The sequence below is a fragment of the Streptomyces sp. NPDC088733 genome (assembly GCF_044751185.1).
Classification (GTDB): domain Bacteria; phylum Actinomycetota; class Actinomycetes; order Streptomycetales; family Streptomycetaceae; genus Actinacidiphila.
Map to the genome: position 1 here is coordinate 1 of NZ_JBIVLH010000040.1, position 20624 is coordinate 20624.

Here is a 20624-nt window from a genome sequence, read left to right on the forward strand (position 1 = left end):
GTGGCCCTGGCTTCCGTAGCCGATGACCGCGACCTTGCGGCCCTGGATGATGGACAGGTCGGCATCGTCGTCGTAGAACAGCTCGGCCACTTCGGATCTCTCCTTGATGACGGTGGAACGTCAATTGTGTACGGGCAATTTCCACCCCGGGCACCCGCGTTGTGGCCATCAAAGTCGATGTACACATTTTCGTCCAACGCCGTTCGGCGGCGGCATTGGACATGGGCGGCGAACAAGGCGCCCACAGCACTCCATATCGCCCTGAACGAATGGAACCTGAGCGCCGGTTCCGGAATCCGCGCGCCTGGCCGGCCGGAACTACTGAGAGCAACGTCACTCACGTGTGCCGAACAATGCCCTGAAGCCCGGAGAATGCCGCGCGTGGTGGCCGGTCGACCATTCACCGCATCTGCCGCCGGAGAGCTTGTTCGGACCAGACCGTCTTCCCGTCCTTCGCATAGCGGGCACCCCACCGTTCGGTGATCTGGGCGATCATGAAAAGGCCGCGGCCGCCCTCGTCGGTCGTCCGGGCGTGCCGCATGTGGGGTGAGGTGCTGCTGCCGTCGAAGACCTCGCAGATGAGCGTGCGGTCGCGGATGAGCCGGAGCGTGACGGGGTCCGAGCCGTAGCGGACGGCGTTGGTGACGAGCTCGCTGACGACCAGTTCAGTGGTGAAGGCGAGGTCCTCCAGCCCCCATGCGCCCAGTTGACGGGCCGCATTCGCCCGGGCCGCCGCAACGGCCGCGGGCTCCTTGGGGATGTCCCAGCACGCGACGTGGTCCTTCCCCAGGACGCCTGTCCGTGCGAGGAGCAGCGCCACGTCGTCGGTCGGCCGGTCGTCGGCGAGGCCGGTGACGGCGGCCTGGCACTGTTCCTCCAGGGGGGTCCAGGGTGCCGCGAGGGCGTCGGTCAGGTTCTGCAGGCCGCGGTCGGTGTCGAGCGAGGGGGTGTGGATCAGGCCGTCGGTGTAGAGGGCGAGGACGCTGCCTTCGGGTACGGGGAAGCAGACGGATTCGAAGGGCAGCCCCCCGAGTCCGAGCGGCGGGCCGCTGGGGAGGTCGACGAGCCGGGCGCTGCCGTCCGGGGCGACGAGCACAGGTGGCGGATGCCCGGCGCGCGCGAGCGTGCAGTGCCGGGTGACCGGGTCGTAGGTGGCGTAGAGGCAGGTCGCTCCGATGACTCCGCTGGGATCCCGCGCTTCCAGGGCGATGCGGCTGACCATGTCGTCCAAGTGGGCGAGCACCTCGTCCGGGGCGAGGTCGATGTCCGCGAGGGTCTGCACGGCGGCACGGAGGCGTCCCATGGTGGCGGCGGCGTGGATGCCGTGGCCGACGACGTCCCCGACGACGAGGGCGACCCGGGCTCCGGAGAGCGGTATGACGTCGAACCAGTCGCCGCCCACACCGGCTTCCGCGTCCGCGGGCAGGTAGCGGTAGGTGGCCTCGACGGCGTTCTGCGCCGGCAGATCCACCGGGAGCAGGCTGCGTTGGAGGGTCAGTGCCGCGGCGTGCTCGTGGGTGTAGCGGCGGGCGTTGTCGATGCACACCGCGGCGTGCGCGGCCATCTCCTCGGCGAGGTCGAGGTCGTCCGGCGTGAACGGTCCGGAGTCCCGTGAGCGCCCGAAAGTGGCCGCTCCCAGGGTCGTGTCCCGCGAGCGGATGGGAACGGCCATCAGGGAGTGGATGCCGAGGCGGCATCCATGCGTGTCGCGGTCCGGGTCGGTGGGGTCGACGTGGGGGATGAGCAACGGAGCACCGCCGGCGATCGCGCGGGCGGTCGGCGAGCGCCCGGGATACACGCTGGGCTCGCCTCGCGGGATGGGCGGCGGGACGTCTCCGCGGGTCGAACGGTATCCGGCCGACCGCAGGTCGGCCAGGGTGGCCGCGTCGGCCGGGCCAGGCTGCGGCTCCTCGCCGCGGAGCACCGCGGCGAGGAGGTCGACGGTGGCGCGGTCGGCGAGCCCGGGGACAGCGGCATCGGCCAACTCCTGCGCGGCGCCGACGACATCGAGCGTGTTGCCCATGCGCTTGCGGGCCTCGTTCAGCAGCGTGAGCTTCTGCTGGGCGCGGTAGTGGTCGGTGGTGGACAGGACGATGTAGCAGGCGCCGATCGCCCGCCCGTCCTCGGTCTCCAGGCGAAAGCACGAGGTGGAGTAGGTCACGTGCGCGGCGTCCGCCCGGACCCGTCCGGCGTAGGCACGGCCCAGGGAGGGCGTTCCGGTCGTGATGACCTCGGATATCTCGGCCTGGGTGCGCGCCACGTCCAGTCCCGGCAGGACGTCTGCCGGACGCCGGCCGAGGAACCCTTGCCGGGGAACACCGCACATCTCCTGCATGGCGTCGTTCACCCACGTGAAGCGCAGTTCGGTGTCGAGCACGGCCATGCCCACCGGCGCTGTGCGGTCGAGCCCTTCCAGCAGCGAACGGCCGGCAAGGGTCGGCCACACGCGTGTCGTGTCGGCCAGCAGGATCAGGCTCATTGCCGGCCCGCTCGGGTTGTGGACGGGCAGAACCTTGACGTCCAGGTCGAGGCGGGAGCCGTCCCTGCGCCTGAGGAGCTGCCGGCCCTCCCCTCCCGGTCCGAGGTGCCCGGCGAGGCCGGGCCCACTCGGTTCAGGGCTCCCCATTCCCACAGGTGGGAGGACGTCTGCCAGGAGTCTGCCGATCGCCTCCCCAGCCGGGTACCCGAGAAGGGCCGTGGCCCCTTCGTCCCATGCCCGGACCACCCCGGCGCCGTCGATCACGATCACGGCCGTCGCCGGACCCCAGAGGCTGCCTTCCGCGACGGAAGGAACGTTCGCAGAATCACCCATGTCAGCCCATCCCATGGCATTCTAACCGGCCCAAGGTCACCCGGGCCTGCCGTCGCGGGTCCAGGCCCGAGCCTCCTGCGAAGCGCACTGGGTGCGGCGGTGCGGCATCACGCGGAACCGGCTTTCCGGAATTCTTTCACATATGCGGCGGGTGTGGCACCGTAGACCGATTTGAAGTGCCTGATGAAGTGACTCACGTCGGAATAGCACATGCGCGCAGAGATGTCGGACAGCCTGATCACGTCGCCGTGACCCAGCAGCTCGTCGTGAGCCTTTTGCACACGCCGGAGCCGAACGAACTCCATGGCGGATTCGTTCGCCTCCGCGAAATAGCGGTGAAGGGTCCGGAGGGAAACCCCGACCTTTCGGGCTATGAATCGGGGAGAAAGGTCGGGATTCTCCAGGTTGTTCTCCACCACTTCCTTCGCGGCCCGCAGGAGAACGCTTCGGTGCTCGCTCGCCTGTCCGGGGCGTTGAGAAACAATGCCTGCCAGCAGCATGGCGCAGGCGTCCCGCGCCATGGTGCGCGTGGCAGCCGACTCCGCGAAATCGTCGGTGTTGTTCGCGATGCCCTGGAGGAAGCATGTGAGGAGCCGGACCTCCGGCGTGTCCGCTTCGGCCATGTGCCCTTGGTTGAGCACCCTGGGCGAACTGATGTGCGGAATCACAAGACGCCGCGGAAGCGAGACGACATGCCCGATCGTCGCCGGCGCGCACGAGAAACTCCATGATGCCTTCGTGTCGCGAATGCAGATCTGCCCAGGTCCGACGAGGTGCTTCTGCCGGCCCGACTCGAATTCGGCCCACCCTGAGGTGACGACGTTGGCGACGATCGGGTCTTCGTCCAGATGGCTTCCGGAGGTCCCTGTCAGGGCATCGCTGTACACGCGTGCCGACAGCATGCCGTCGACAAGGTGACCGCGTGCCTTGAGGTTGAACCCGCGAGGTGCGGGAGCGGAAGGTATGGCAAGTTTCGAGAGGTGCGAAAACGGGCCGCGCGACCATGCCGTGAAAAACTGCTCGGCATGGTGAGTCTGCATGGCGGTCAAGCTCAGGGAGTTCTCGTACTCAATAGCAGTGCGGTGGCCTTGTGCCGAACCTGCACGCCGGTCGACTCGGCTGACATTCATGAGTACCCTCCTGCAAAAACCAAGGGGTCGTCCCTGAGAACCGAAGACTGCACTTGTCCACTCGCTCTCTTCGTGCGGGACGATCCCTTTGCGGTGAAACCCGATATCTCGGGTGAAGATGCCGGGAAAATCGGCCTCATTGCGGGCGCCGCCAGGCGCTCCGCACAGCGCGCCACCGGACCGGGCGAACGCGGCTCGCGGCCTTCTCCGAAAATGTGCCCCGGCAACGGATGCCATGAGGGGCCGTGCGGCCGGCGGGCGACGCCCGCCCGGACCGTTCCGGACTTCGCCGGCCCACGGTCGCCCCCGGGGACTGCTCGCGCCACTTCTGACCGGGCCATGCCGGTCGACTGTGGTCGAGCGATATCAGGAACCTGTCAGGAACGGTTCGTGATCTCGTTGTCGTCGATCCAGTTGCCGTGGAAGCCGAACGGCACACGGCTGGGCAGGTGCACCCGCGCGATCGGAGCGGCCGCAAGGTCGGCGGCGTCCAGGACGACCAGTTCGGCACGGTTGATGTTCGCGTCGTGGACGACCGAGAGGATCCACCCGTCGTCCTCACTCACGGCGTCGGGCCGCGGTACGAACGCGGGCTCCATCGTGACGCGTCCGGGGCCGTGGTCGTGCACGGTGGTGCTGCCGGTACGGGTGTCGACCTTGACCAGGGGGCCGGCGCCGAAACCGTCGGTGGGATCGCGCTTCACGTCGTCAGTGATCATCAGGCCGTGCGCGCCGAAGCCGGCGAACCATCCGTAGCGGTGTGCCCGGCCGGTCAGTGCCGGGTCGATCCGCGGGAACTCGACGCGGTACTCGCTGATCACCTCCTCCTTCACGGTGCCCAGGGCCGGGTTCACCGTCCAGCGCACCAGCGTCGGCTCGGCGTCACCGGGCCCCCACACGTCGCGGACGAACATGCGGTCGTACCGGACGACATCCATCGTCAGCGAGCCGTCGGCGTTGTCGAAGGCGTTGAGGACGTGGAAGACGAAGCTGCGCGGCGCCTCGATCCACCGCACTTGATCAGCGGTCCCGCCGATCGGCAGGATCCCCAGCCTCGCCGCGTGACGGTCGTCCCAGACGAGGGGCAACCTGGTCATGGGGCCGCCGGCCTGTGCGAGCCGCTTGGCGGCGGCCAGGGTGACCGGGAGGTCGAGCACGACGACGCGGGTCTCGGTCAGCGCCATGTCGTGGATCATCGGGCCGTCGTCCACCTCGATGTCACTGCTGTGTCTGGCCTTGCCGTCGGCCCCGAGCACGACGTACCGAAGAGAGCTGTGCCGCAGGTTGTAGGTGATGGCGTGCATGTCGCCGGTGGTCGGATCCACCTTCGGATGCGCCGTGAAGCCCCGGCTGAGCGCGCCGTCACAGTCCCAGATCGCCATGCGGGCGAGGTCGGGGCTGATCTCCACCGGCGGTCTCCCGGCCTCGATGAGGGTGAGGATGCGGCCGCCGTGGCTGAGGACGTTGGTGTTCGGCGCGCCCTGCTCGCTCTCGACGAAGCGGCTGCGGTACCACTCGGCCCTGCCGTCCCGGAGCCGGATGCCGTGCACCATCCCGGCTCCGTTGAACCAATGGTGGGTCGCCGGGTCCACGTCGCCCCGCGGGTTCGGCCCGTTTCGCAGGTAGCGGCCGTTCAGCTCACGCGGCAACTCGCCGGTGACCGGGAGGTCGGAGGCGCTCACCTCCTCGGCGACAGGGGCGTAGTTGCCCGAGACGAGGTACCGGTTGGTGAAATTCACACTGGTCACACTGATTCCCTTCCGACCGTACAAACCCACGGTACGGTGTGGACGTTCCAGATCGGAATATTGAGGTTCAGACCATCCGGACCAGGAGACAGCCATGCCCAGTGACCTCCCGATGAGCGCGTACGTCGTGCTCGGCCTGCTGAGCAGGTACGACGGGGCCACCCCCTACCAGCTCGACCAGCGCATCCGGGAGAGCATCGGCTACTTCTGGTCCTTCCCCCGCTCGCAGCTCTACGAGCAGACCGGCCGACTGGTGCGGCGCGGCCTGGTGGTCGAACGTCAGGAGGAGGGCGGGCGTCGTCGCCGAACGCTGTCCCTCACCGGCGAAGGGCGACGGGCACTCCACCGGTGGCTCACGACGCCCACGCAGGCGATAACCGAGATCCACGACGAGGGGCTGCTGCGGCTCTACTTCCAGCCCACTGACCGGCTTCGGGACATCGGCGCGGCCGGCGCCGGCGACGCGGGCGACGCTGTGGCCCGGCTCGCCGCAGAGCAGATCCAGGCCCATGAGGACCGGCTCGCGGAGTACCGGAGGCTGGTGTCCTCCGGCAAGACCGAGGAGGGCTCGCCCCAGCGGGCCACGCTGGAGGTGGGGCTGCGTTTCGAGCGAATGATCATCGACTTCTGGCGTGAGCTGGCCGCGGTCCCCACGGATCCATCGGGGGCCGAACCCGGCGATCGCCGCGCGACGTAGCGCCCTGGTGAGGCCGCCCCGCGAGCGGCCCGGACCCTCGCCTCCCGGTCCGCCCGCTCACTCCTCCCTCGTGCCGGAGTACATGTCGTCGATGAGGTCCTTGAACTCGCGTTCCACGACGGGCCGGCGGGGTGTGAGGTCGCCGTGTTCCACGTCGAGGTCGCGGGGCGGGACGCGGAAGGTCTTGATCTGCTGCCAGCGCTGCAGGTCCTCGTTGACGCGGCGTACGTAGCCGTCGATGTCGTCCGGCGAAGCCGAAGAACGTACGGTGTTCGCTCGCAATCGACCTGAGGACGATCGGGGACGCCAGCAGAGGTCGCCGGACGTCCTCAAAGGATTCCGGTGCCATTTCCGTCGTTCCGGAGACGGTGAAGAAATCTCCATGGTTCGGCGTGCGGACCTTCACTCGGCGGGTATTCGCGGTGAGTTGGCAACTCGAGGTGACGGGCGCCACGTGGCGCTGAAATGGCATTCTGGCGCTCTCGTTCCCTTCGCATTCATCGCCGTGCCCTTGTGCCGGCAGATCAAGCCATTGCCACCACCGCGGCTTTCGCGTGGCCGCCGTTGCACCGCAGGACGATGTCGTACAGGAACGCGTCACCTGCACGGGGGCGCACCACCGTGTCGGCGCCGACTCGCACGGTGCGGGGTGCGGCTTCCTGCCGGTCGCCGGGGCGGGAGCCGCTCACGGCGATCAGTTGGATCGGCACGCTTCCCGTGTTCTTGAGCGTGAGGCCACGGGTGCTCGGGCACATGGCGGCGTCGGTGGCGCCCGGGCAGTGGTGGCGCACGTCCCCGAAACCCACCAGCCCGCAGGACACCTCGGTGGAAAAGCCGAAGTCGAAGGCGCAGACGGCGCCTACGCGGAATTGCTGAGCAGGCGCCGGTGTTCTGTGCTGCTCCCCGGTGTGTGCTGTGAGGGCGGACGGGACGAACCCAGCAGCGCCGGCGACAAATGTGACGAGTATCGCGGCGGTGGGGAGTGCTCTTCTCACGTGGTGCTCCGAGGTTCTGGGGCGTCTTTCGCCGTCACTTTGACGGCCCTTACGAAAAGCTCTGCCGAACCCTCGAAACGCTGTTCATTCATCCGAGCACGGTGGACACGCAGGCGCACAGAATGGTGACGCCACCTTCCGCCCGTGGGTTTCGGGCGATCCGGTCCGGAAAGTGCCGGACGTGCGTCCGTCACATGGTGCGCCGTGGAAGCCTGGCTGTGTTCTTCGAGAAGTACGGATTGGTCGCTCGCTCACGTCCGATGGTGGTCCGGGGCCCGTGACCCGGCAGTACCACCGTCGAGTCGTCCAGAGGCAGGCACACCCGGTTCAGTGACTCGGCCAGCTCCTCCGTGTCGCCACCGGGCATGTCGGTACGTCCGACCGCTCCGGCGAACAACGTGTCGCCGGTGAAGGCGACCTGGGGGATCTGCTCCGACTCCGGGAGCGTGAAGATCACGGAACCTTTGGTGTGACCCGGCGTGTGACTGACCGACAGGTCGAGGCCGGCAAGGTGAAGGGTGGTGCCGTCGGTGAGCTCCTTCACGTCGTCCGGCTCGCCGATGGCGAGTTCGCCGAGCAAGCGGGCGCCGATGGAGAAGCCGAGGGCCTTCTCCGGATCGGTCAGCATGTAGCGATCACGGGGATGCAGCCACGCCGGTACGCCGTGCGCTCCGCAGACAGGGACGACCGAAGCGACGTGATCCATGTGGCCGTGGGTCAGAACGACGGCCACCGGCTTGAGACGGTGCTCGGAAAGGAGGTGCTCGACACCTTCGGTCGCTTCGTGGCCCGGGTCGACGACGATGCATTCCTCCCCCGAAGCGGGCGCCACCACGTAGCAGTTGGTGCCCCAGGCAGCGGGAAAACCGGCAATCAGCACGTTGTGTCCTTCTGTTGTGTCCGACCACCCGCAAGATTATGTCAGCCACTGCCAGTTGGCAATCGCTGACATGAGGCAGAGTCTGCCACACTGTTCCCGGGGCAGGCCGATTCGGCCTGCCGGTTCAGCAGAGGGAGCCCATGGAGATCACCGAGCCCGCATCGGCCGCACCTGTGTCCGGCTTGCGTGAGCGGAAGAAGCAGCAGACCCGGGACGCGCTGGTACGGGCCGCACTCGAGCTCTTCGCCACCCAGGGGTACGAGCCCACGACGGTGGACGAGATCGTCCGTTCCGTCGACGTCTCCCAGCGCACCTTCTTCCGCTACTTCGCGGGCAAGGAGGACGTGGCCCTGTTCACCCAGGACCTCGCGGAGGCCCGCTTCCTCGCGGCCGTGCGCGAACGCCCGCCTCATGAAGGCCCCATGGACGCGTTGCGGCAGGCCGTGCTGGCCGGCTGGGAGGCCCTCGGGGAGTCGGTCGAGGTCATCCCTGCCGACCTGCACATGCGCACCTTCCACATGATCGAGTCGACACCTTCACTGCTCGCCGCCCATCTACGGCGGTCCGCCGACCTGGAGGACGAACTCGCCCGGGTCATCGCCGAGCGGGAAGGGGTCGACATGGAGACGGACCCGAGACCGCGTGTCGCCGTGGCCATGTTCGGCGGGGTCCTGCGGGTGACGAGTCGGACGTGGGCCACCGGTCAGGACAGCAGCGTCGAGGCGATCCGCGCCCTGACAGCCGCCTACCTCGATCAGGTGGGGCCGGCGCTGGCCGCACGGTGGCGCGCCGAGTAGCGGATCCCCGCTGTACGCCGGGGGCACCGGCGTGCAGCGGTCGGGGGTTCTATCGCGACTGCGCCCAGGTGTAGAGACGGTGCGCGCTGTCGCCGAGACGCGTGGCGTAGAGCGTGGGTGCCTGACCACCCGCGAGTTCCTCGTCGGTGGTGGTGACGCCCACCACGGTGCCCGTGCCCGTGCCGGTGTCGAAGTCGGCCAGGTGGGGGCCTCCGCTCGAACCCGCCGACATGTCGCAGGTCTCACCCCACAGCAGAGGGGCCTTGGGGCCGGGGTGGCTCGTACCCGCGCAGTGGATCATGCGGGATCCCACGTATGTGTCCCCGGGCACGTTGAGTCCGTTGTTCGGGTACCCGAAAGCGTGGATGAACGCGTCCTCGACGGGTCGGTCGAACCCGATGCGCTGGGTTCCGGTGACGTCCGCGATCGGGCGCCCGCCGGCAGCGGGGTTCGCCACGAGGAGCCCCGTGTCGTAGCCGGCGGCCGCGACGTCCGACGAGTCCGTGGTGTCCGGATCGACGTTCCAGCGGGAGGAGGTGGCCATGGCCTTGACGCTGAAGCCGCCGAGCGGTTTCGTGCCGTTGCGGTAGCCGGGCACGAACCAGAAGTTGTGGTTCCAGGTGTCGTCGGCGGAAGGCGATCCGACGCTTCGCAGGCAGTGTGCCGCGGTGATGACCGTACTGCGGTTGGCGCCGGCGACGACCGTCGCGGAGCAACTGCCGTCGTAGCCGTCGGAGAAGGTGAAGAACAGGCGGCCGATGTTCCTCTCCACCGCCCCGCCGTGGGTCCACACGGCCCCCGGGTCCGGCGTGTTCGCGGGGAGCGGCCGCGGGTTGTCCGGCGTGTTGTCGTCCTCGGGCACGGGGGTGATCTCGGGGACCATGGCGCCCGCCAGCTTCATCCGCTCGGGGGTCCAGTAGGCGCTGATCCGGTGGCGCTCGCGCGGGGTTGTGGCACCGGCATGGGTGGTGATGGTGTCGGGTCCCGCCGTCACCCGGGCGCCGCTGGTGAACGCGGGGTCGTGCGGTACGGCGTTCGCGGCCGCGGCGGGCGCGACCAGTGCGGCGACGGCCGCCGATATCGCGACGGACATGCCGATCGCGTGCCGGAGGCTCCCGGCGGAGCTGTCTTGGTGACCGCGTGAGCGGTAATGAGGCGTGCGCATGCGCGGGACGGTAGTGAGGCGATGTCAGGAAGCGGTCAGAGACGTGTGCCGGTGGTGTCCACGCGACCCCCGTCAGCCCGGGCCGGGGGCGCCGAGCCGGAGGCCGTCGACGAGGAGGGCGACGAGGCGGTCGGAGCGCTCGCGGGAACCGGGGCGGCCGGTGATGAGGCTGAAGCCGCTCAGGGCGCCGGCGAGGTCGTCGGCGGAGACGCCGGGACGGACGGTGCCGGCGCGTTCGGCCGCGTCGAGAAGTGTGCGCAGGGCGGCGAAGACGCGTTCGTGGCCCGCGCGGACGGCCTCGGAGTCGGCCGCGTGGACGACGGCCTTGAGTGCGACGGCCATGCCGGGCTGTTCGGCCGCGTGGCCGATGAAGCGCTGCATCCAGGTCACGAGTGCCTCGTCCGGCGGCAGTTCGGAGAGCAGGCCGTCGACCTCGTCGCAGAGCAGGTCCATGTGGCGCACGTAGGCGCCGACCACCAGTGCCTCGCGGGTCGGGAAGTGCCGGTAGAGCGTGCCGATCCCCACGCCCGCCCGCCGGGCGATCTCGTCGAGTGCGACGTCGATGCCGCGTTCGAGGAAGACCTCGCCGGCCGCGGCGAGGACGGCCTCCCGCTTGCGGCGGGCGTCCGCGCGCATCGGTCGGGCTTCGCTCATCGTGCCTCCTGTGGCCTCCTTCGACCGGGTCAACCTACCCCGTTGCTAAACGGAGGATTCCTCCGTACTCTCATCCGGAGGAATCCTCCGTTTATCCGACCCCATTCCGTGAGGGAGCAACGTGAAGGTCGTCGTGTTCGGCGCCGGGGGCATGGTGGGCACCGGCGTCCTGCGGGCCTGTCTTCTGGACGACGAGGTGGAGAGCGTCGTCGCCGTGGTGCGGCGGCCGCTGGGCACCCGGCACCCCGAACTCCGCGAGGTCACTCCCGCCGACTTCGCCGATCTCACCGACGTCGCGGACGAACTCGCGGGCGCCGGTGCCTGCTTCTTCTGCCTCGGAGTTCCCTCCGCCGGGCGGACCGAGGCCGAGTACACCCGCGTGACCCGCGACTACGCCCTGGCCGCCGCCCGCGTGCTGCTGCCGCGCACCGAGGACCTGACCTTCGTCTACGTCTCGGGCGCGAGCGCCGACAGCGCGAGCAGGACCATGTGGGCGCGGGTCAAGGGCCGCGCGGAGGACGAGCTCCTGGCGCTGCCCCTGCGCACCTACGTCTTCCGCCCGGGCTACATCCGGCCCCGCCACGGCGCCCGCCCGAGGTCGCGGACCAGCCGGCTGCTCTACGGGGCCACCTCGTGGACCTACCCCGTCCTGCGGCGGCTGTTCCCGCGCCACACCACCACGACGGACGCCATCGGCCGCGCCGCGCTCGCGGTCACCCGGCGGGGCGGCAGCGGCCCCCGGGTGCTCACGAGCGCGGACATCAACACGGCTGCCGCGGAGGGGGAGAAGGCATGACGGAGTCGATCCTGGTCACCGGCGGAACGGGCTTCGTGGCCGGCTGGTGCGTCGTCGAACTGCTGCGGCGCGGCTACGAGGTGCGCACCACGGTCCGTTCCCCGTCCCGCCGCGACGCCGTGCTGGAGGCCGTCACCACGGCCGTGGAACCGGGCGGCCGCCTCACGTTCGCCGTCGCGGACCTCACCTCCGACGCCGGCTGGGACGAGGCGGTCGCGGGCTGCGACCGCGTCCTGCACGTGGCCTCCCCCCTGGGCACGGAGACCGGGCGCGACCAGGACGCCCTGATCGGCCCGGCCCGTGACGGCACCCTGCGGGTGCTGCGCGCGGCGGCCGGCGCGGGCGTGAAGCGGGTGGTGACGACCTCCGCGTGCGCGGCCGCGTCGCCCCCGCTCGCCACTGCCGACAGCGTCAGCGACGAGTCCCGGTGGACCGACACCGACGACCCGGCGCTGACCGGCTACCGCAGGTCCAAGGCCGTCGCGGAACGGGCCGCCTGGCGCTTCGCCGAGGCGGGCGGTGCCGGGGCGGCGGCCCTGACCACGATCCTTCCCGGGGCCGTGTTCGGCCCGGTCCTCGGTCCGGCCGACCGGGGTTCGGTCCAGGTGGTCGAGCGCCTGCTCGCCGGGCGCATGCCCGGCACACCGCGTATCGGCTTCGAGGTCGTCGACGTGCGCGACCTCGCGGACCTGCACATCCGGGCCATGACCGCACCCGAGGCGGCCGGTCAACGGTTCATCGCGACGGGCGAGTTCCTGTGGATGGCGCAGATCGCCCGGGTGCTGCGCGACGAACTCGGCGACGCCGCCCGCAAGGTGCCCACCCGTGCGCTGCCCGACCTCGCGGTCCGCCTCATGGCACGCGTGGACCCGGGGGTCCGGGCCGTGGCCCCGTACCTGGGCCGCAGGCATCTGCACTCGGCGGCGAAGGCCGAACGCGTCCTGGGCTGGCGGACCCGGTCAGCCGTCAGCACGCTCACCGACTGCGCCCGCAGCCTGGCGGCGCACGGCGTCGTCCCGGGGCGGCGTGGCCCGATGGCCTGACCTGGGGGTCCGTACGCGGGTCGCAGCATCGGGCCCGGCCGGCCGTGCTCGTCAGCGGCATGCGGTGACGCGGGCGGCTGTCCGGCTCGCGCGGTCCACGTCGACCTCGGCCGCGTCGGCGCCGGGCGGGTATGACGCGTGTGGACCCGGGGTCCGGGCCGTGGCCCCGGCCCGCCGTCAGCACGCTCACCGAGCGCGGCGGCAGCGTACGGGCCGCATTTCGCCCGCGCCGTCGAAGTGGACCCCCGCCACGTCGCTGCACGCCTGGACCCCCGGCGTCCGGGCCGTCGCCCTGTGTCCGGCTCGTAGGCAGCTGCTTTCGGCGGCCGAGGCCTGGTGCGGGGCCGGCGGGGCACGGTCTCGTCCCGATACGTCAGCGCCGTGCGGTGACGCGGACGGCCGCTATCCGGCCCAGGCTGTCGAAGTCGACCTCCGCCGCGTCGCCGCCGGGCAGCCCGGCGACGACCTGGTGCTCGCTCTCCCGGCACGGTGCGCCGTGGTGCTCGAAGTAGCCGGTCACCAGGCGGCGCGGGGAGCGGCCGATGAGCCCGGTGGCCGACAGCAGTGTCCTGGCCAGCGCGACGGGGTCGAGTGCGGTCCGGGGGACCCGCGGGTCGTCGGGCAGGAAGTAGACCCGCGTGCCCGGCCCCGCGGACACCCCGATGTAGCCGGCGGCGCGGACGACGCCCATCCCCGCGAAGGCAAGGGTCTCCGCGGCGCGGGTCGGCGAAGCCGGACAGGTCCAGGACGCCGGACGTGAACTCGCCGATCCCGTGGGCCCGTCCGAAGCGCTCGGCCTCCTCGGTGAGCGAGACCACCGGGGTGCCGCGCAGTCCCGGGTCGGCCCAGCCCCACATCCAGGAGCGTTCCTGTTCGTCGTACGTGCCCAGCACGGCGACGCGCAGTTCCACGTCCCCCTGCCGGTAGACGCAGGAGGGCAGGTCCGCCGTCCACGGTCCCTCGGGCAGGAAGGCCGTCAGGGCGCCGAGCTGTTCCGCGCCCCACGCGGCATGCCGCTCCGCCTCGTCGAGGAACGCCTCGCTGAACTCCTTGGTCACGGCACGGGACTTTACGCACCGGCCCCGTGCGCCCGGCCCCCGGGGGCGCGGTGCCTCAGGCCAGGGCCAGGGCCAGGCGCGGGATCAGGGCCTCGTCGAAGCGGCGCAGCAGGAGCCGCGCCATCTCCGGGGCGTCGCCCAGCACATCGCCGAGGACGTCCGCGCCGGCCTCGCGCGCACCGCGCGCGATGCGGTCGGGGAGGCGGCCGGGGGCGATCACGTACGGGGCGACCGCGATGCGGCGGACGCCCTCGGCGCGCAGGGCGCGCACCGCGTCGGCGGTGCCGGGCGGTCCCCCGGGGACCGTCGCGGCGAACGCGGGACGTACGGCCTGCCAGCCGGTGCGCCGCCACTCCCGGGCGATGTCCGCGATCACCGCGATCGCCTCGGGGTCCGAGGACCCCGCAGACGCCAGGACGATCCCGGTCCGGCCGCGTTCGCCGCGGCCGAGCCCGGCCTCGGACAGCCGGCGCTCCAGAGCGGTGACGAGCAGCGGTGCGGGACCGAGGACCCCGGCCTGGTGCATCCGCAGCCGCGGGTGCCGGGCCGACGCCTCGCGCAGTACGGCCGGGATGTCGGCCTTGGCGTGGAAGGCCCGGGTCAGCAGCAGCGGCAGGGCCACCGTCTCGCGTACGCCGTCCGCGGCGAGGCGGTCCACGACCTGCGGCACGCTGGGCGCGCAGTGGTCGAGGAAGGCGGTCTCGACCCGCAGACCGGGGCGGGCCGCCCGGACCCGTCCGGTGAGCGCGTGCACGGTCGCGGCGTGCCGCGGGTCGCGGCTGCCGTGGGCGATGACGAGCAGGACGGGGGAAGCGGAGGCCATCGCGTCACCCCCGCGCGAACAGGCCGCGGCTGCGCAGCACCTGCCGCTCCAGCGGGGCGAACACGAGCAGTTCGATGCCGATGCCCACGATGAGGATGAGCAGGATCGCGGCGAGCACGGTGGGCATGTCGGACAGTTCCCGGCCCTGTTCCAGCAACTGGCCGAGGCCGATGCCGAGATCGGGCGAGGTGGCGATGAGCTCGGCGGCCATCAGGGAGCGCCAGGAGAAGGCCCAGCCCTGTTTGAGGCCGGCTAGGTAGCCGGGCAGGGCCGCGGGCAGCAGGACGTGGCGTACGGAGTGCAGGCCGCCCGCGCCCAGTGTCCGCCCCGCCCGCAGGAACAGCGGTGGGATCTGGTCGACGCCCGCGACCAGGCCGTTGGCGATCGAGGGCACCGCGCCGAGCAGCACCACGCAGTAGATCGTGGCGTCGGTGAGCCCGAACCAGATGATGGCCGCGGGCACCCATGCCACCGAGGGCAGCGACTGGAGCCCGGACAGGATCGGCCCGATTGCCGCGCGCACGGGCTTGACGCGCGCCACGAGCAGGCCGAGCGGCGTGCCGATGACGACGGAGGCGAGGAAGCCCAGCGCGCCGCGCGACAGGCTCGTCCACACGTAGCCGAGCAGCGTGCCGTCGAGCCACTTGTCCCGCAGGGCGCGGCCGACGTCCGCCGGGCTGGGCAGCTGGTAGTGCGGTTTGACCTCGAAGTGGTAGGCGAGCTGCCAGACCACGAGCACCAGCGCCACGGCCAGCACGGGCGGCAGGGCCTTCTCGCGCAGGAGGCGGCCGAGCGGGACCCGGGGCTCGGAGGGTGTCTCCAGGGCGTCCAGGCCGGCCCCGAGGCCCGCCAGGTCCGTCGCGGACCCGGCCGCGCCGGCGGAGCTGTCTGCCTTGGTCTCAGTGCTGGCCATGACGGCGGATCTCCCCACGGAGGTGCTCGGTGATCTCGACGGACAGTTCGGCGACGGCGGCGTCCTCGATGCGGCGGGGCTGCGGGATGTCGATCCGCCACTCGCGGGCGATCCTGCCGGGCCGCGACGACATCAGCACGACGCGCTGCGCGAGCCGTACTGCCTCCCGCACGTTGTGGGTCACGAAGAGCACGGACAGCGAGTTCTCCGCCCAGATGCGGGTGAGCTCCTCGTGCAGGACGTCCCTGGTGATGGCGTCCAGGGCCGCGAACGGCTCGTCCATCAGCAGCAGTTGGCTGTCCTGCGCCAGGGCGCGGGCGAGCGCGACGCGCTGCCGCATGCCGCCGGAGAGTTCGTGCACCCGCTTGCCGTGCGAGCCGCCCAGGCGGACCAGCTCCAGCAGCCGTTCGGCCTCCGGCCGCCGTTCGGCGCGCGGCACCCCGCGCATGCGCAGGGCGAGTTCGATGTTCTTGCCCGCGGTCAGCCACGGGAACAGGGCGTGCTCCTGGAACATCAGGGCCGGCCGCCCGCCGGGGGTGTCGATCTCCCCGGCGGACGGCAGGTCGAGTCCGGCGACCAGGTTGAGCAGGGTGGACTTGCCGCAGCCGGAGGCCCCCAGGAGGCAGACGAACTCACCGGGCGCGACATCGATGCTGATGTCGTCCAGCACCTGCGCCTGCGCGCCGGAGCGGCCGAAGGACTTCGAGACGTGCGCGAGCCGGGCGGCGTAGGACGCCGTCCCGTCCGTCACGGCGGGCTGGGTGCTGAGTGCGGTGGCCATGGAACGTCACCTCCTGGGGGCTGGGCGTGCGGGCGGGTCAGCTGCCGAGACCGGCGTTGCCGAGTTCGGTCCTGCCCTCGGCGGTGAGGATCTTGTTGAGGATCGTGAGGTCGTAGATGCCCTTCAGGTCGGGCTTCTCCAGCAGGCCCGCTGTGACGGCGTGGTCGGCCTCGCTCTGCAGCGTGGACGCCAGCGGGTCGTCGGTGACCTGGATGCTCTTCCACGCCGGGTCGATGACGTCGGCCGGCAGCGGCTTGCCGGACAGCTTCTCCAGCTGGGCGTTGGCGTCGGCCTTGGCCTTGTCCGGGTTCGCGGTGATCCACGCGTTGGTCTTCACCGAGCCGCGCAGCACGGCCTCGACGACGTCCGGGTGCTCGCTGAGGAACTTCTGGGAGACGATCACGTTCGTGATGACGAACTTGCCGTCCTTCCACAGGCTGCTCTCGTCCAGCAGCACCTTGGCGCCCTCGGCGACCAGCTTGGACGCGGTGGGCTCGGGGACCCAGGCGCCGTCGATGGAGCCGGACTTGTAGGCGTCCGGGGTGATCTTGTTGTCCGTGCGGATGACGGAGACATCACCCTTGCCGCTGGTCGCGTCGACCTTCCAGCCCTGCCCGGCTATCCAGTTGAGCAGGGCCACGTCCTGGGTGTTGCCGAGCTGCGGGGTGGCGATCCGCTTGCCCTTGACGTCCTTCAGGGACGTGATCTTCTTGGGGTTGACGACCAGCTTCACGCCGCCGGAGGCCGAGCCGGAGATGATCTTCAGGCTCTTGCCGCCCGACTTGGTCCAGCCGTTGACGGCGGGGGAGGGGCCGATCCAGCCGATGTCGATGGAACCGGCGTTGAGGGCCTCGATCTCGGCGGGGCCCGCGTTGAAGACCGACTCCTTGATCGTGGTGCCGGAGCCGAGCTCCTGCGCGAAGAAGCCCTCCTTCAGGCCCACCAGCGGGGTGGCGTGCGTGAGGTTCGCGAAGTAGCCGATCTTCACCGTGGAGGCGGACAGCTTCTTGCCGGTGTCGGCGCCGGCGCTGGTGCCACTGGTCGCGGCCGCGTTGGAGGTGTCGTCCTTCTTCTCGGAGCCGTAACCGCAGGCGGCCAGGGCCAGCAGCGGCAGAAGGGCGGCGCCGGCGACGATGCGGCGGCGGGTGGTCGTTCTCGGGGCGGTGGTGCGATCGGCAGTCACGGGAGGTGGTCCTCTCGAAGGCTCCGGGTCGCGCCCTCTAGGGCGCGCCGGAGTAGTGGCTGTCTGGTTCTCGGGGGTGCCGTGCCGCGTGCGCGGCCGCGGTGCGGTGGGTGGTGCGGTGCCCGGGGGGTGTCAGCGCGCACATCGCGTCACACCGCCCGTGCCGCTGCCCAGACAGCCGCTGCCGACGCGGCCGCCCTCCTTGGCGAATCCGGAGAACGCGTCCAAGGCGCTGAGGCCTGCCATCAGAAGTCCCACCCCTCGTCAGTGGCCGCGTCTCCCGCGGCCGGGGCGGTACGGGCCGCGAAGGCCTCGCCCGCCATGCCGGCGGTCAGCGTGGTGCCGTCCGCCGGGTCGATCAGCAGGAAGGAGCCGGTGAGCCGGGAGTCCGCGTAGGCGTCCAGCGGCAGCGGCTCGGAGGTGCGCAGCACGACCGTGCCGATGTCGTTGACGCCGAACTCGCCCGGGTCGTCCCGGTGTTCCAGGCCGTGGGTCAGGTCGATCTTGTACGGGAGCCGCTTGACGACCGCCTTGACCGTGCGCGTGGTGTGCTTCAGCAGCACGCGGGCCCCGACCGTCAGCGGGCGCTCGTGCAGATGGCACACGGTGGCCTCGACGTCCTGCGTGGTCGCGGGGGCGGCTGCGGTCGGCGCGATCAGATCGCCGCGGGAGATGTCGAGGTCGTCACCGAGCAGCAGCGTCACCGACTGCGGCGCCCAGGCCACGCCGACCGCGGTGCCCAGGGCGTCGATCCCGGTGATCGTGCTGGTCAGACCGGACGGCAGCACCGTGACCCGGTCGCCGACGCGCAGTACACCGGAGGAGATCTGCCCGGCGTAGCCGCGGTAGTCGGGGTGTTCGGCGGTCTGCGGGCGGATGACGTACTGGACCGGGAAGCGCGCCGGGTGCGCGGCCGGGTCGGTGCCGACCGCGACGGTCTCCAGGTGCTCCAGCACCGTCGGGCCGCCGTACCAGTCCATGCCGGCCGAGGCGGTCACCACGTTGTCCCCGGTGAGCGCCGAGATCGGGATGGCGGTGATCTCCGGGACGCCGATCGAGGCGGCGTAGGCGGTGAACTCCTCCGCGATGGCCGCGAACACCTGCTCCGACCAGTCCACCAGGTCCATCTTGTTCACGGCGAGCACGACGTGCGGGACGCGCAGCAGGGCCGCGACGGCCGCGTGCCGGCGGGTCTGCTCGACCACGCCGTTGCGCGCGTCCACCAGGATCACGGTCAGCTCGGCGGTCGAGGCGCCGGTGACCATGTTGCGCGTGTACTGCACGTGCCCGGGGGTGTCGGCCAGGATGAACCGGCGCCGGGGCGTGGCGAAGTAGCGGTAGGCCACGTCGATGGTGATGCCCTGCTCGCGCTCGGCCCGCAGGCCGTCGGTGAGCAGTGCCAGGTCGGGCGCGTCCTGGCCGCGGCGGGCGGAGGCGAGCTCCACGGCCTCCAGTTGGTCGGCGAGTACCGACTTGGAGTCGTGCAGCAGCCGCCCGACCAGGGTGGACTTGCCGTCGTCGACGGAGCCCGCGGTGGCGAAGCGCAGCAGCGAGGTGGCCGCGAGATGTTCGGCGCTGGTGATGCCGGCGGTCATGGCTAGAAGTACCCCTCGCGCTTGCGGTCTTCCATCGCGGCCTCGGAGAGCTTGTCGTCGGCCCGGGTGGCCCCGCGCTCGGTGAGCCGGGAGGCGGCGATCTCGGTGATCACCGCGTCGATGGTGGCGGCGGCGGAGTCCACCGCGCCGGTGCAGGACATGTCGCCGACCGTGCGGTAGCGGATCAGCCGCGTCTCCACGGACTCGCCGTCCTTGGGGCCGCCCCAGTCGCCGGCGGTCAGCCACATCCCGGCGCGGCGGAACACCTCGCGCTCGTGGGCGTAGTAGATCTCCGGCAGTTCGATGCCCTCGCGGGCGATGTACTGCCACACGTCCAGCTCGGTCCAGTTGGACAGCGGGAAGACCCGCACGTGCTCGCCGGGGGCGTGCCGGCCGTTGTAGAGCTGCCACAGCTCCGGGCGCTGGCGGCGCGGGTCCCACTGCGAGAACTCGTCGCGCAGCGAGAAGACGCGCTCCTTGGCGCGGGCCTTCTCCTCGTCCCGGCGGCCGCCGCCGAAGACCGCGTCGAAGCGGTGCTCCTGGATGGCCTCGGTCAGCGGCACGGTCTGCAGCGGGTTGCGGGTGCCGTCGGGGCGCTCGCGCAGCCGCCCGTCGTCGATGTAGTCCTGCACGGACGCGACGTGCAGCCGCAGCCCGTGCCGGGCGACCGTGCGGTCGCGGTAATCCAGCACCTCGGGGAAGTTGTGGCCGGTGTCGACGTGCAGCAGCGAGAAGGGCACCCCCGCCGGGGCGAACGCCTTCAGCGCCAGGTGGAGCATGACGATGGAGTCCTTGCCGCCCGAGAAGAGGATCACCGGGCGCTCGAACTCCCCCGCCACCTCGCGGAAGATGTGCACCGCCTCCGACTCCAGCGCGTCCAGGTGCGACAGCGCGAAGGGGTTCTCCGTGCTCTCGCCGATCGCGACTACCGTGGTCACACCGCGCCCCTTTCTCGAGCTTCGTGAGCTTTCGGACGAGTGACGCGAGACGGGCCGCCGCTCACGCCAGCCCCTTTTCCACCAGCAGCGCCACCAGGAGCGCCGCCGAGTCCTCGACGGTGTGGTGCTGGGTCTCGATCCGCAGGTCGGGGTTCCCGGGCGCCTCGTACGGGTCGTCGACACCGGTCAGCCCGGATATCTCGCCCGCGGCCTGCTTGGCGTACAGGCCCTTCACGTCGCGCGTGGAGCAGACCTCCACAGGGGTGGCGACGTGCACCTCCAGGTAGGTCGTGCCGCGCGCCTCGTGGCGCTTGCGGACGGCCTCCCGGCTGTCGGCGTACGGCGCGATGACCGGGACCAGCACGGTGACCCCGTGGGAGGCCAGCAGTTCGGCGACGAAGCCGATGCGCTGCACATTGGTGTGCCGGTCCTCGCGGCCGAAGCCGAGGCCCGCGGAGAGGAACTCGCGGATCTCGTCGCCGTCCAGTACCTCCACGCGGTGCCCGTCGCCGCGCAGCCGCGCCGCCAGCGACCGGGCGATCGTCGTCTTGCCCGCACTCGGCAGACCGGTGAGCCACACCGTGGCGCCCGCGTCCGTCCCGCTCATCCGCCCCTC

19 protein-coding genes and 2 pseudogenes are annotated in these 20624 nt (G+C 71.0%); 4 read left to right on the plus strand and 17 right to left on the minus strand.

Annotated elements, in window-relative coordinates; all coding sequences use genetic code 11:
* Window positions 1–400 precede the first annotated feature (400 nt).
* From ACIP64_RS39315 to ACIP64_RS39325, 3 genes are all read right to left on the minus strand, one after another.
* Window positions 401–2827: a SpoIIE family protein phosphatase gene (locus ACIP64_RS39315; RefSeq protein ID WP_401597041.1), complete on the minus strand. Its 2427-nt coding sequence runs from the start codon at window positions 2825–2827 to the stop codon at window positions 401–403.
* A gap of 92 nt (window positions 2828–2919) precedes the next feature.
* The gene (locus ACIP64_RS39320; RefSeq protein WP_401597044.1) at window positions 2920–3942 is read right to left on the minus strand and encodes a helix-turn-helix domain-containing protein; all 1023 of its coding nucleotides are present in this window, start codon (window positions 3940–3942) and stop codon (window positions 2920–2922) included.
* Window positions 3943–4319: 377 nt separating this feature from the next.
* The gene (locus tag ACIP64_RS39325) at window positions 4320–5690 is read right to left on the minus strand and encodes a carotenoid oxygenase family protein (RefSeq protein WP_401597047.1); all 1371 of its coding nucleotides are present in this window, start codon (window positions 5688–5690) and stop codon (window positions 4320–4322) included.
* A gap of 94 nt (window positions 5691–5784) precedes the next feature.
* On the opposite strand from ACIP64_RS39325, the gene ACIP64_RS39330 reads away from it, so the two are divergent.
* Window positions 5785–6387, plus strand: a complete 603-nt coding sequence (locus ACIP64_RS39330; RefSeq protein ID WP_401597050.1) for a helix-turn-helix transcriptional regulator — start codon at window positions 5785–5787, stop codon at window positions 6385–6387.
* Window positions 6388–6444: 57 nt separating this feature from the next.
* On the opposite strand, the pseudogene ACIP64_RS39335 reads toward ACIP64_RS39330, so the two are convergent.
* The 3 genes and pseudogenes from ACIP64_RS39335 to ACIP64_RS39345 all read right to left on the minus strand — a co-directional run.
* Window positions 6445–6627, minus strand: a pseudogene (locus tag ACIP64_RS39335) (hypothetical protein); the annotation flags it as partial.
* A gap of 284 nt (window positions 6628–6911) precedes the next feature.
* Window positions 6912–7193, minus strand: coding sequence for a hypothetical protein (locus tag ACIP64_RS39340; RefSeq protein WP_401597053.1), 282 nt, complete (start codon window positions 7191–7193; stop codon window positions 6912–6914).
* A gap of 379 nt (window positions 7194–7572) precedes the next feature.
* Window positions 7573–8262 carry an MBL fold metallo-hydrolase gene (locus ACIP64_RS39345; protein WP_401597055.1) on the minus strand — a complete coding sequence of 230 codons (690 nt, stop codon included), beginning with the start codon at window positions 8260–8262 and terminating at the stop codon, window positions 7573–7575.
* A gap of 140 nt (window positions 8263–8402) precedes the next feature.
* Between ACIP64_RS39345 and ACIP64_RS39350 the strand changes: the two genes are divergently transcribed.
* The gene (locus ACIP64_RS39350) at window positions 8403–9059 is read left to right on the plus strand and encodes a TetR family transcriptional regulator (RefSeq protein ID WP_401597057.1); all 657 of its coding nucleotides are present in this window, start codon (window positions 8403–8405) and stop codon (window positions 9057–9059) included.
* Window positions 9060–9108: 49 nt separating this feature from the next.
* Here the strand turns inward: ACIP64_RS39350 and ACIP64_RS39355 are convergent, their stop codons facing one another.
* Together ACIP64_RS39355 and ACIP64_RS39360 are read right to left on the minus strand one after the other, a co-directional pair.
* Window positions 9109–10224: a trypsin-like serine peptidase gene (locus ACIP64_RS39355; protein ID WP_401597060.1), complete on the minus strand. Its 1116-nt coding sequence runs from the start codon at window positions 10222–10224 to the stop codon at window positions 9109–9111.
* Between the two features lie 72 nt (window positions 10225–10296).
* A complete protein-coding gene (locus tag ACIP64_RS39360; RefSeq protein WP_401597063.1) occupies window positions 10297–10878 on the minus strand; it encodes a TetR/AcrR family transcriptional regulator in 582 nt (193 codons plus the stop codon).
* 121 nt (window positions 10879–10999) lie between these two features.
* Between ACIP64_RS39360 and ACIP64_RS39365 the strand changes: the two genes are divergently transcribed.
* The gene (locus ACIP64_RS39365; protein ID WP_401597065.1) at window positions 11000–11674 is read left to right on the plus strand and encodes an epimerase; all 675 of its coding nucleotides are present in this window, start codon (window positions 11000–11002) and stop codon (window positions 11672–11674) included.
* Window positions 11671–12717, plus strand: coding sequence for an NAD-dependent epimerase/dehydratase family protein (locus ACIP64_RS39370; RefSeq protein WP_401597068.1), 1047 nt, complete (start codon window positions 11671–11673; stop codon window positions 12715–12717). The genes ACIP64_RS39365 and ACIP64_RS39370 overlap by 4 nt, the downstream gene beginning before the upstream one ends.
* A 373-nt stretch (window positions 12718–13090) precedes the next feature.
* Here the strand turns inward: ACIP64_RS39370 and ACIP64_RS39375 are convergent, their stop codons facing one another.
* The 9 genes and pseudogenes from ACIP64_RS39375 to cysC all read right to left on the minus strand — a co-directional run bounded on the left by ACIP64_RS39375 (window position 13091) and on the right by cysC (window position 20615).
* Window positions 13091–13408, minus strand: coding sequence for a hypothetical protein (locus ACIP64_RS39375; protein WP_401597070.1), 318 nt, complete (start codon window positions 13406–13408; stop codon window positions 13091–13093).
* A gap of 112 nt (window positions 13409–13520) precedes the next feature.
* Window positions 13521–13775: pseudogene (locus ACIP64_RS39380) on the minus strand (DUF6882 domain-containing protein); the annotation flags it as partial.
* 55 nt (window positions 13776–13830) lie between these two features.
* Entirely contained in the window at window positions 13831–14598 is a 768-nt protein-coding gene (locus ACIP64_RS39385; protein WP_401597072.1) for a sirohydrochlorin chelatase, read from the minus strand.
* 4 nt (window positions 14599–14602) lie between these two features.
* Window positions 14603–15511 (minus strand): ABC transporter permease, encoded by a 909-nt coding sequence (locus ACIP64_RS39390; protein ID WP_401597074.1) that lies wholly within the window; start codon window positions 15509–15511, stop codon window positions 14603–14605.
* Window positions 15498–16292: an ABC transporter ATP-binding protein gene (locus tag ACIP64_RS39395; RefSeq protein WP_401597077.1), complete on the minus strand. Its 795-nt coding sequence runs from the start codon at window positions 16290–16292 to the stop codon at window positions 15498–15500. The genes ACIP64_RS39390 and ACIP64_RS39395 overlap by 14 nt, the downstream gene beginning before the upstream one ends.
* A 37-nt stretch (window positions 16293–16329) precedes the next feature.
* Window positions 16330–17475, minus strand: a complete 1146-nt coding sequence (locus tag ACIP64_RS39400; protein ID WP_401597080.1) for an aliphatic sulfonate ABC transporter substrate-binding protein — start codon at window positions 17473–17475, stop codon at window positions 16330–16332.
* A 245-nt stretch (window positions 17476–17720) separates the two neighbouring features.
* Entirely contained in the window at window positions 17721–19070 is a 1350-nt protein-coding gene (locus ACIP64_RS39405; protein ID WP_401597083.1) for a sulfate adenylyltransferase subunit 1, read from the minus strand.
* 2 nt (window positions 19071–19072) lie between these two features.
* Complete coding sequence (cysD, locus tag ACIP64_RS39410) at window positions 19073–20008, minus strand: sulfate adenylyltransferase subunit CysD (protein WP_401597086.1); 936 nt, start codon at window positions 20006–20008, stop codon at window positions 19073–19075.
* A gap of 61 nt (window positions 20009–20069) precedes the next feature.
* Window positions 20070–20615, minus strand: coding sequence for an adenylyl-sulfate kinase (gene cysC / locus ACIP64_RS39415; protein WP_401597089.1), 546 nt, complete (start codon window positions 20613–20615; stop codon window positions 20070–20072).
* Window positions 20616–20624: the final 9 nt, after the last annotated feature.

What these genes read in the sequence shown, in the direction of transcription:
- ACIP64_RS39315 (WP_401597041.1), bottom strand. Translation starts at nt 2,827, where the DNA reads ATGGGATGGGCTGACATGGGTGATTCTGCGAACGTTCCTTCCGTCGCG.
- ACIP64_RS39320 (WP_401597044.1), bottom strand. Translation starts at nt 3,942, where the DNA reads ATGAATGTCAGCCGAGTCGACCGGCGTGCAGGTTCGGCACAAGGCCAC.
- ACIP64_RS39330 (WP_401597050.1), top strand. Translation starts at nt 5,785, where the DNA reads ATGCCCAGTGACCTCCCGATGAGCGCGTACGTCGTGCTCGGCCTGCTG.
- ACIP64_RS39350 (WP_401597057.1), top strand. Translation starts at nt 8,403, where the DNA reads ATGGAGATCACCGAGCCCGCATCGGCCGCACCTGTGTCCGGCTTGCGT.
- ACIP64_RS39355 (WP_401597060.1), bottom strand. Translation starts at nt 10,224, where the DNA reads ATGCGCACGCCTCATTACCGCTCACGCGGTCACCAAGACAGCTCCGCC.
- ACIP64_RS39360 (WP_401597063.1), bottom strand. Translation starts at nt 10,878, where the DNA reads ATGAGCGAAGCCCGACCGATGCGCGCGGACGCCCGCCGCAAGCGGGAG.
- ACIP64_RS39370 (WP_401597068.1), top strand. Translation starts at nt 11,671, where the DNA reads ATGACGGAGTCGATCCTGGTCACCGGCGGAACGGGCTTCGTGGCCGGC.
- ACIP64_RS39375 (WP_401597070.1), bottom strand. Translation starts at nt 13,408, where the DNA reads ATGGGCGTCGTCCGCGCCGCCGGCTACATCGGGGTGTCCGCGGGGCCG.
- ACIP64_RS39385 (WP_401597072.1), bottom strand. Translation starts at nt 14,598, where the DNA reads ATGGCCTCCGCTTCCCCCGTCCTGCTCGTCATCGCCCACGGCAGCCGC.
- ACIP64_RS39390 (WP_401597074.1), bottom strand. Translation starts at nt 15,511, where the DNA reads ATGGCCAGCACTGAGACCAAGGCAGACAGCTCCGCCGGCGCGGCCGGG.
- ACIP64_RS39395 (WP_401597077.1), bottom strand. Translation starts at nt 16,292, where the DNA reads ATGGCCACCGCACTCAGCACCCAGCCCGCCGTGACGGACGGGACGGCG.
- ACIP64_RS39405 (WP_401597083.1), bottom strand. Translation starts at nt 19,070, where the DNA reads ATGACCGCCGGCATCACCAGCGCCGAACATCTCGCGGCCACCTCGCTG.
- cysC (WP_401597089.1), bottom strand. Translation starts at nt 20,615, where the DNA reads ATGAGCGGGACGGACGCGGGCGCCACGGTGTGGCTCACCGGTCTGCCG.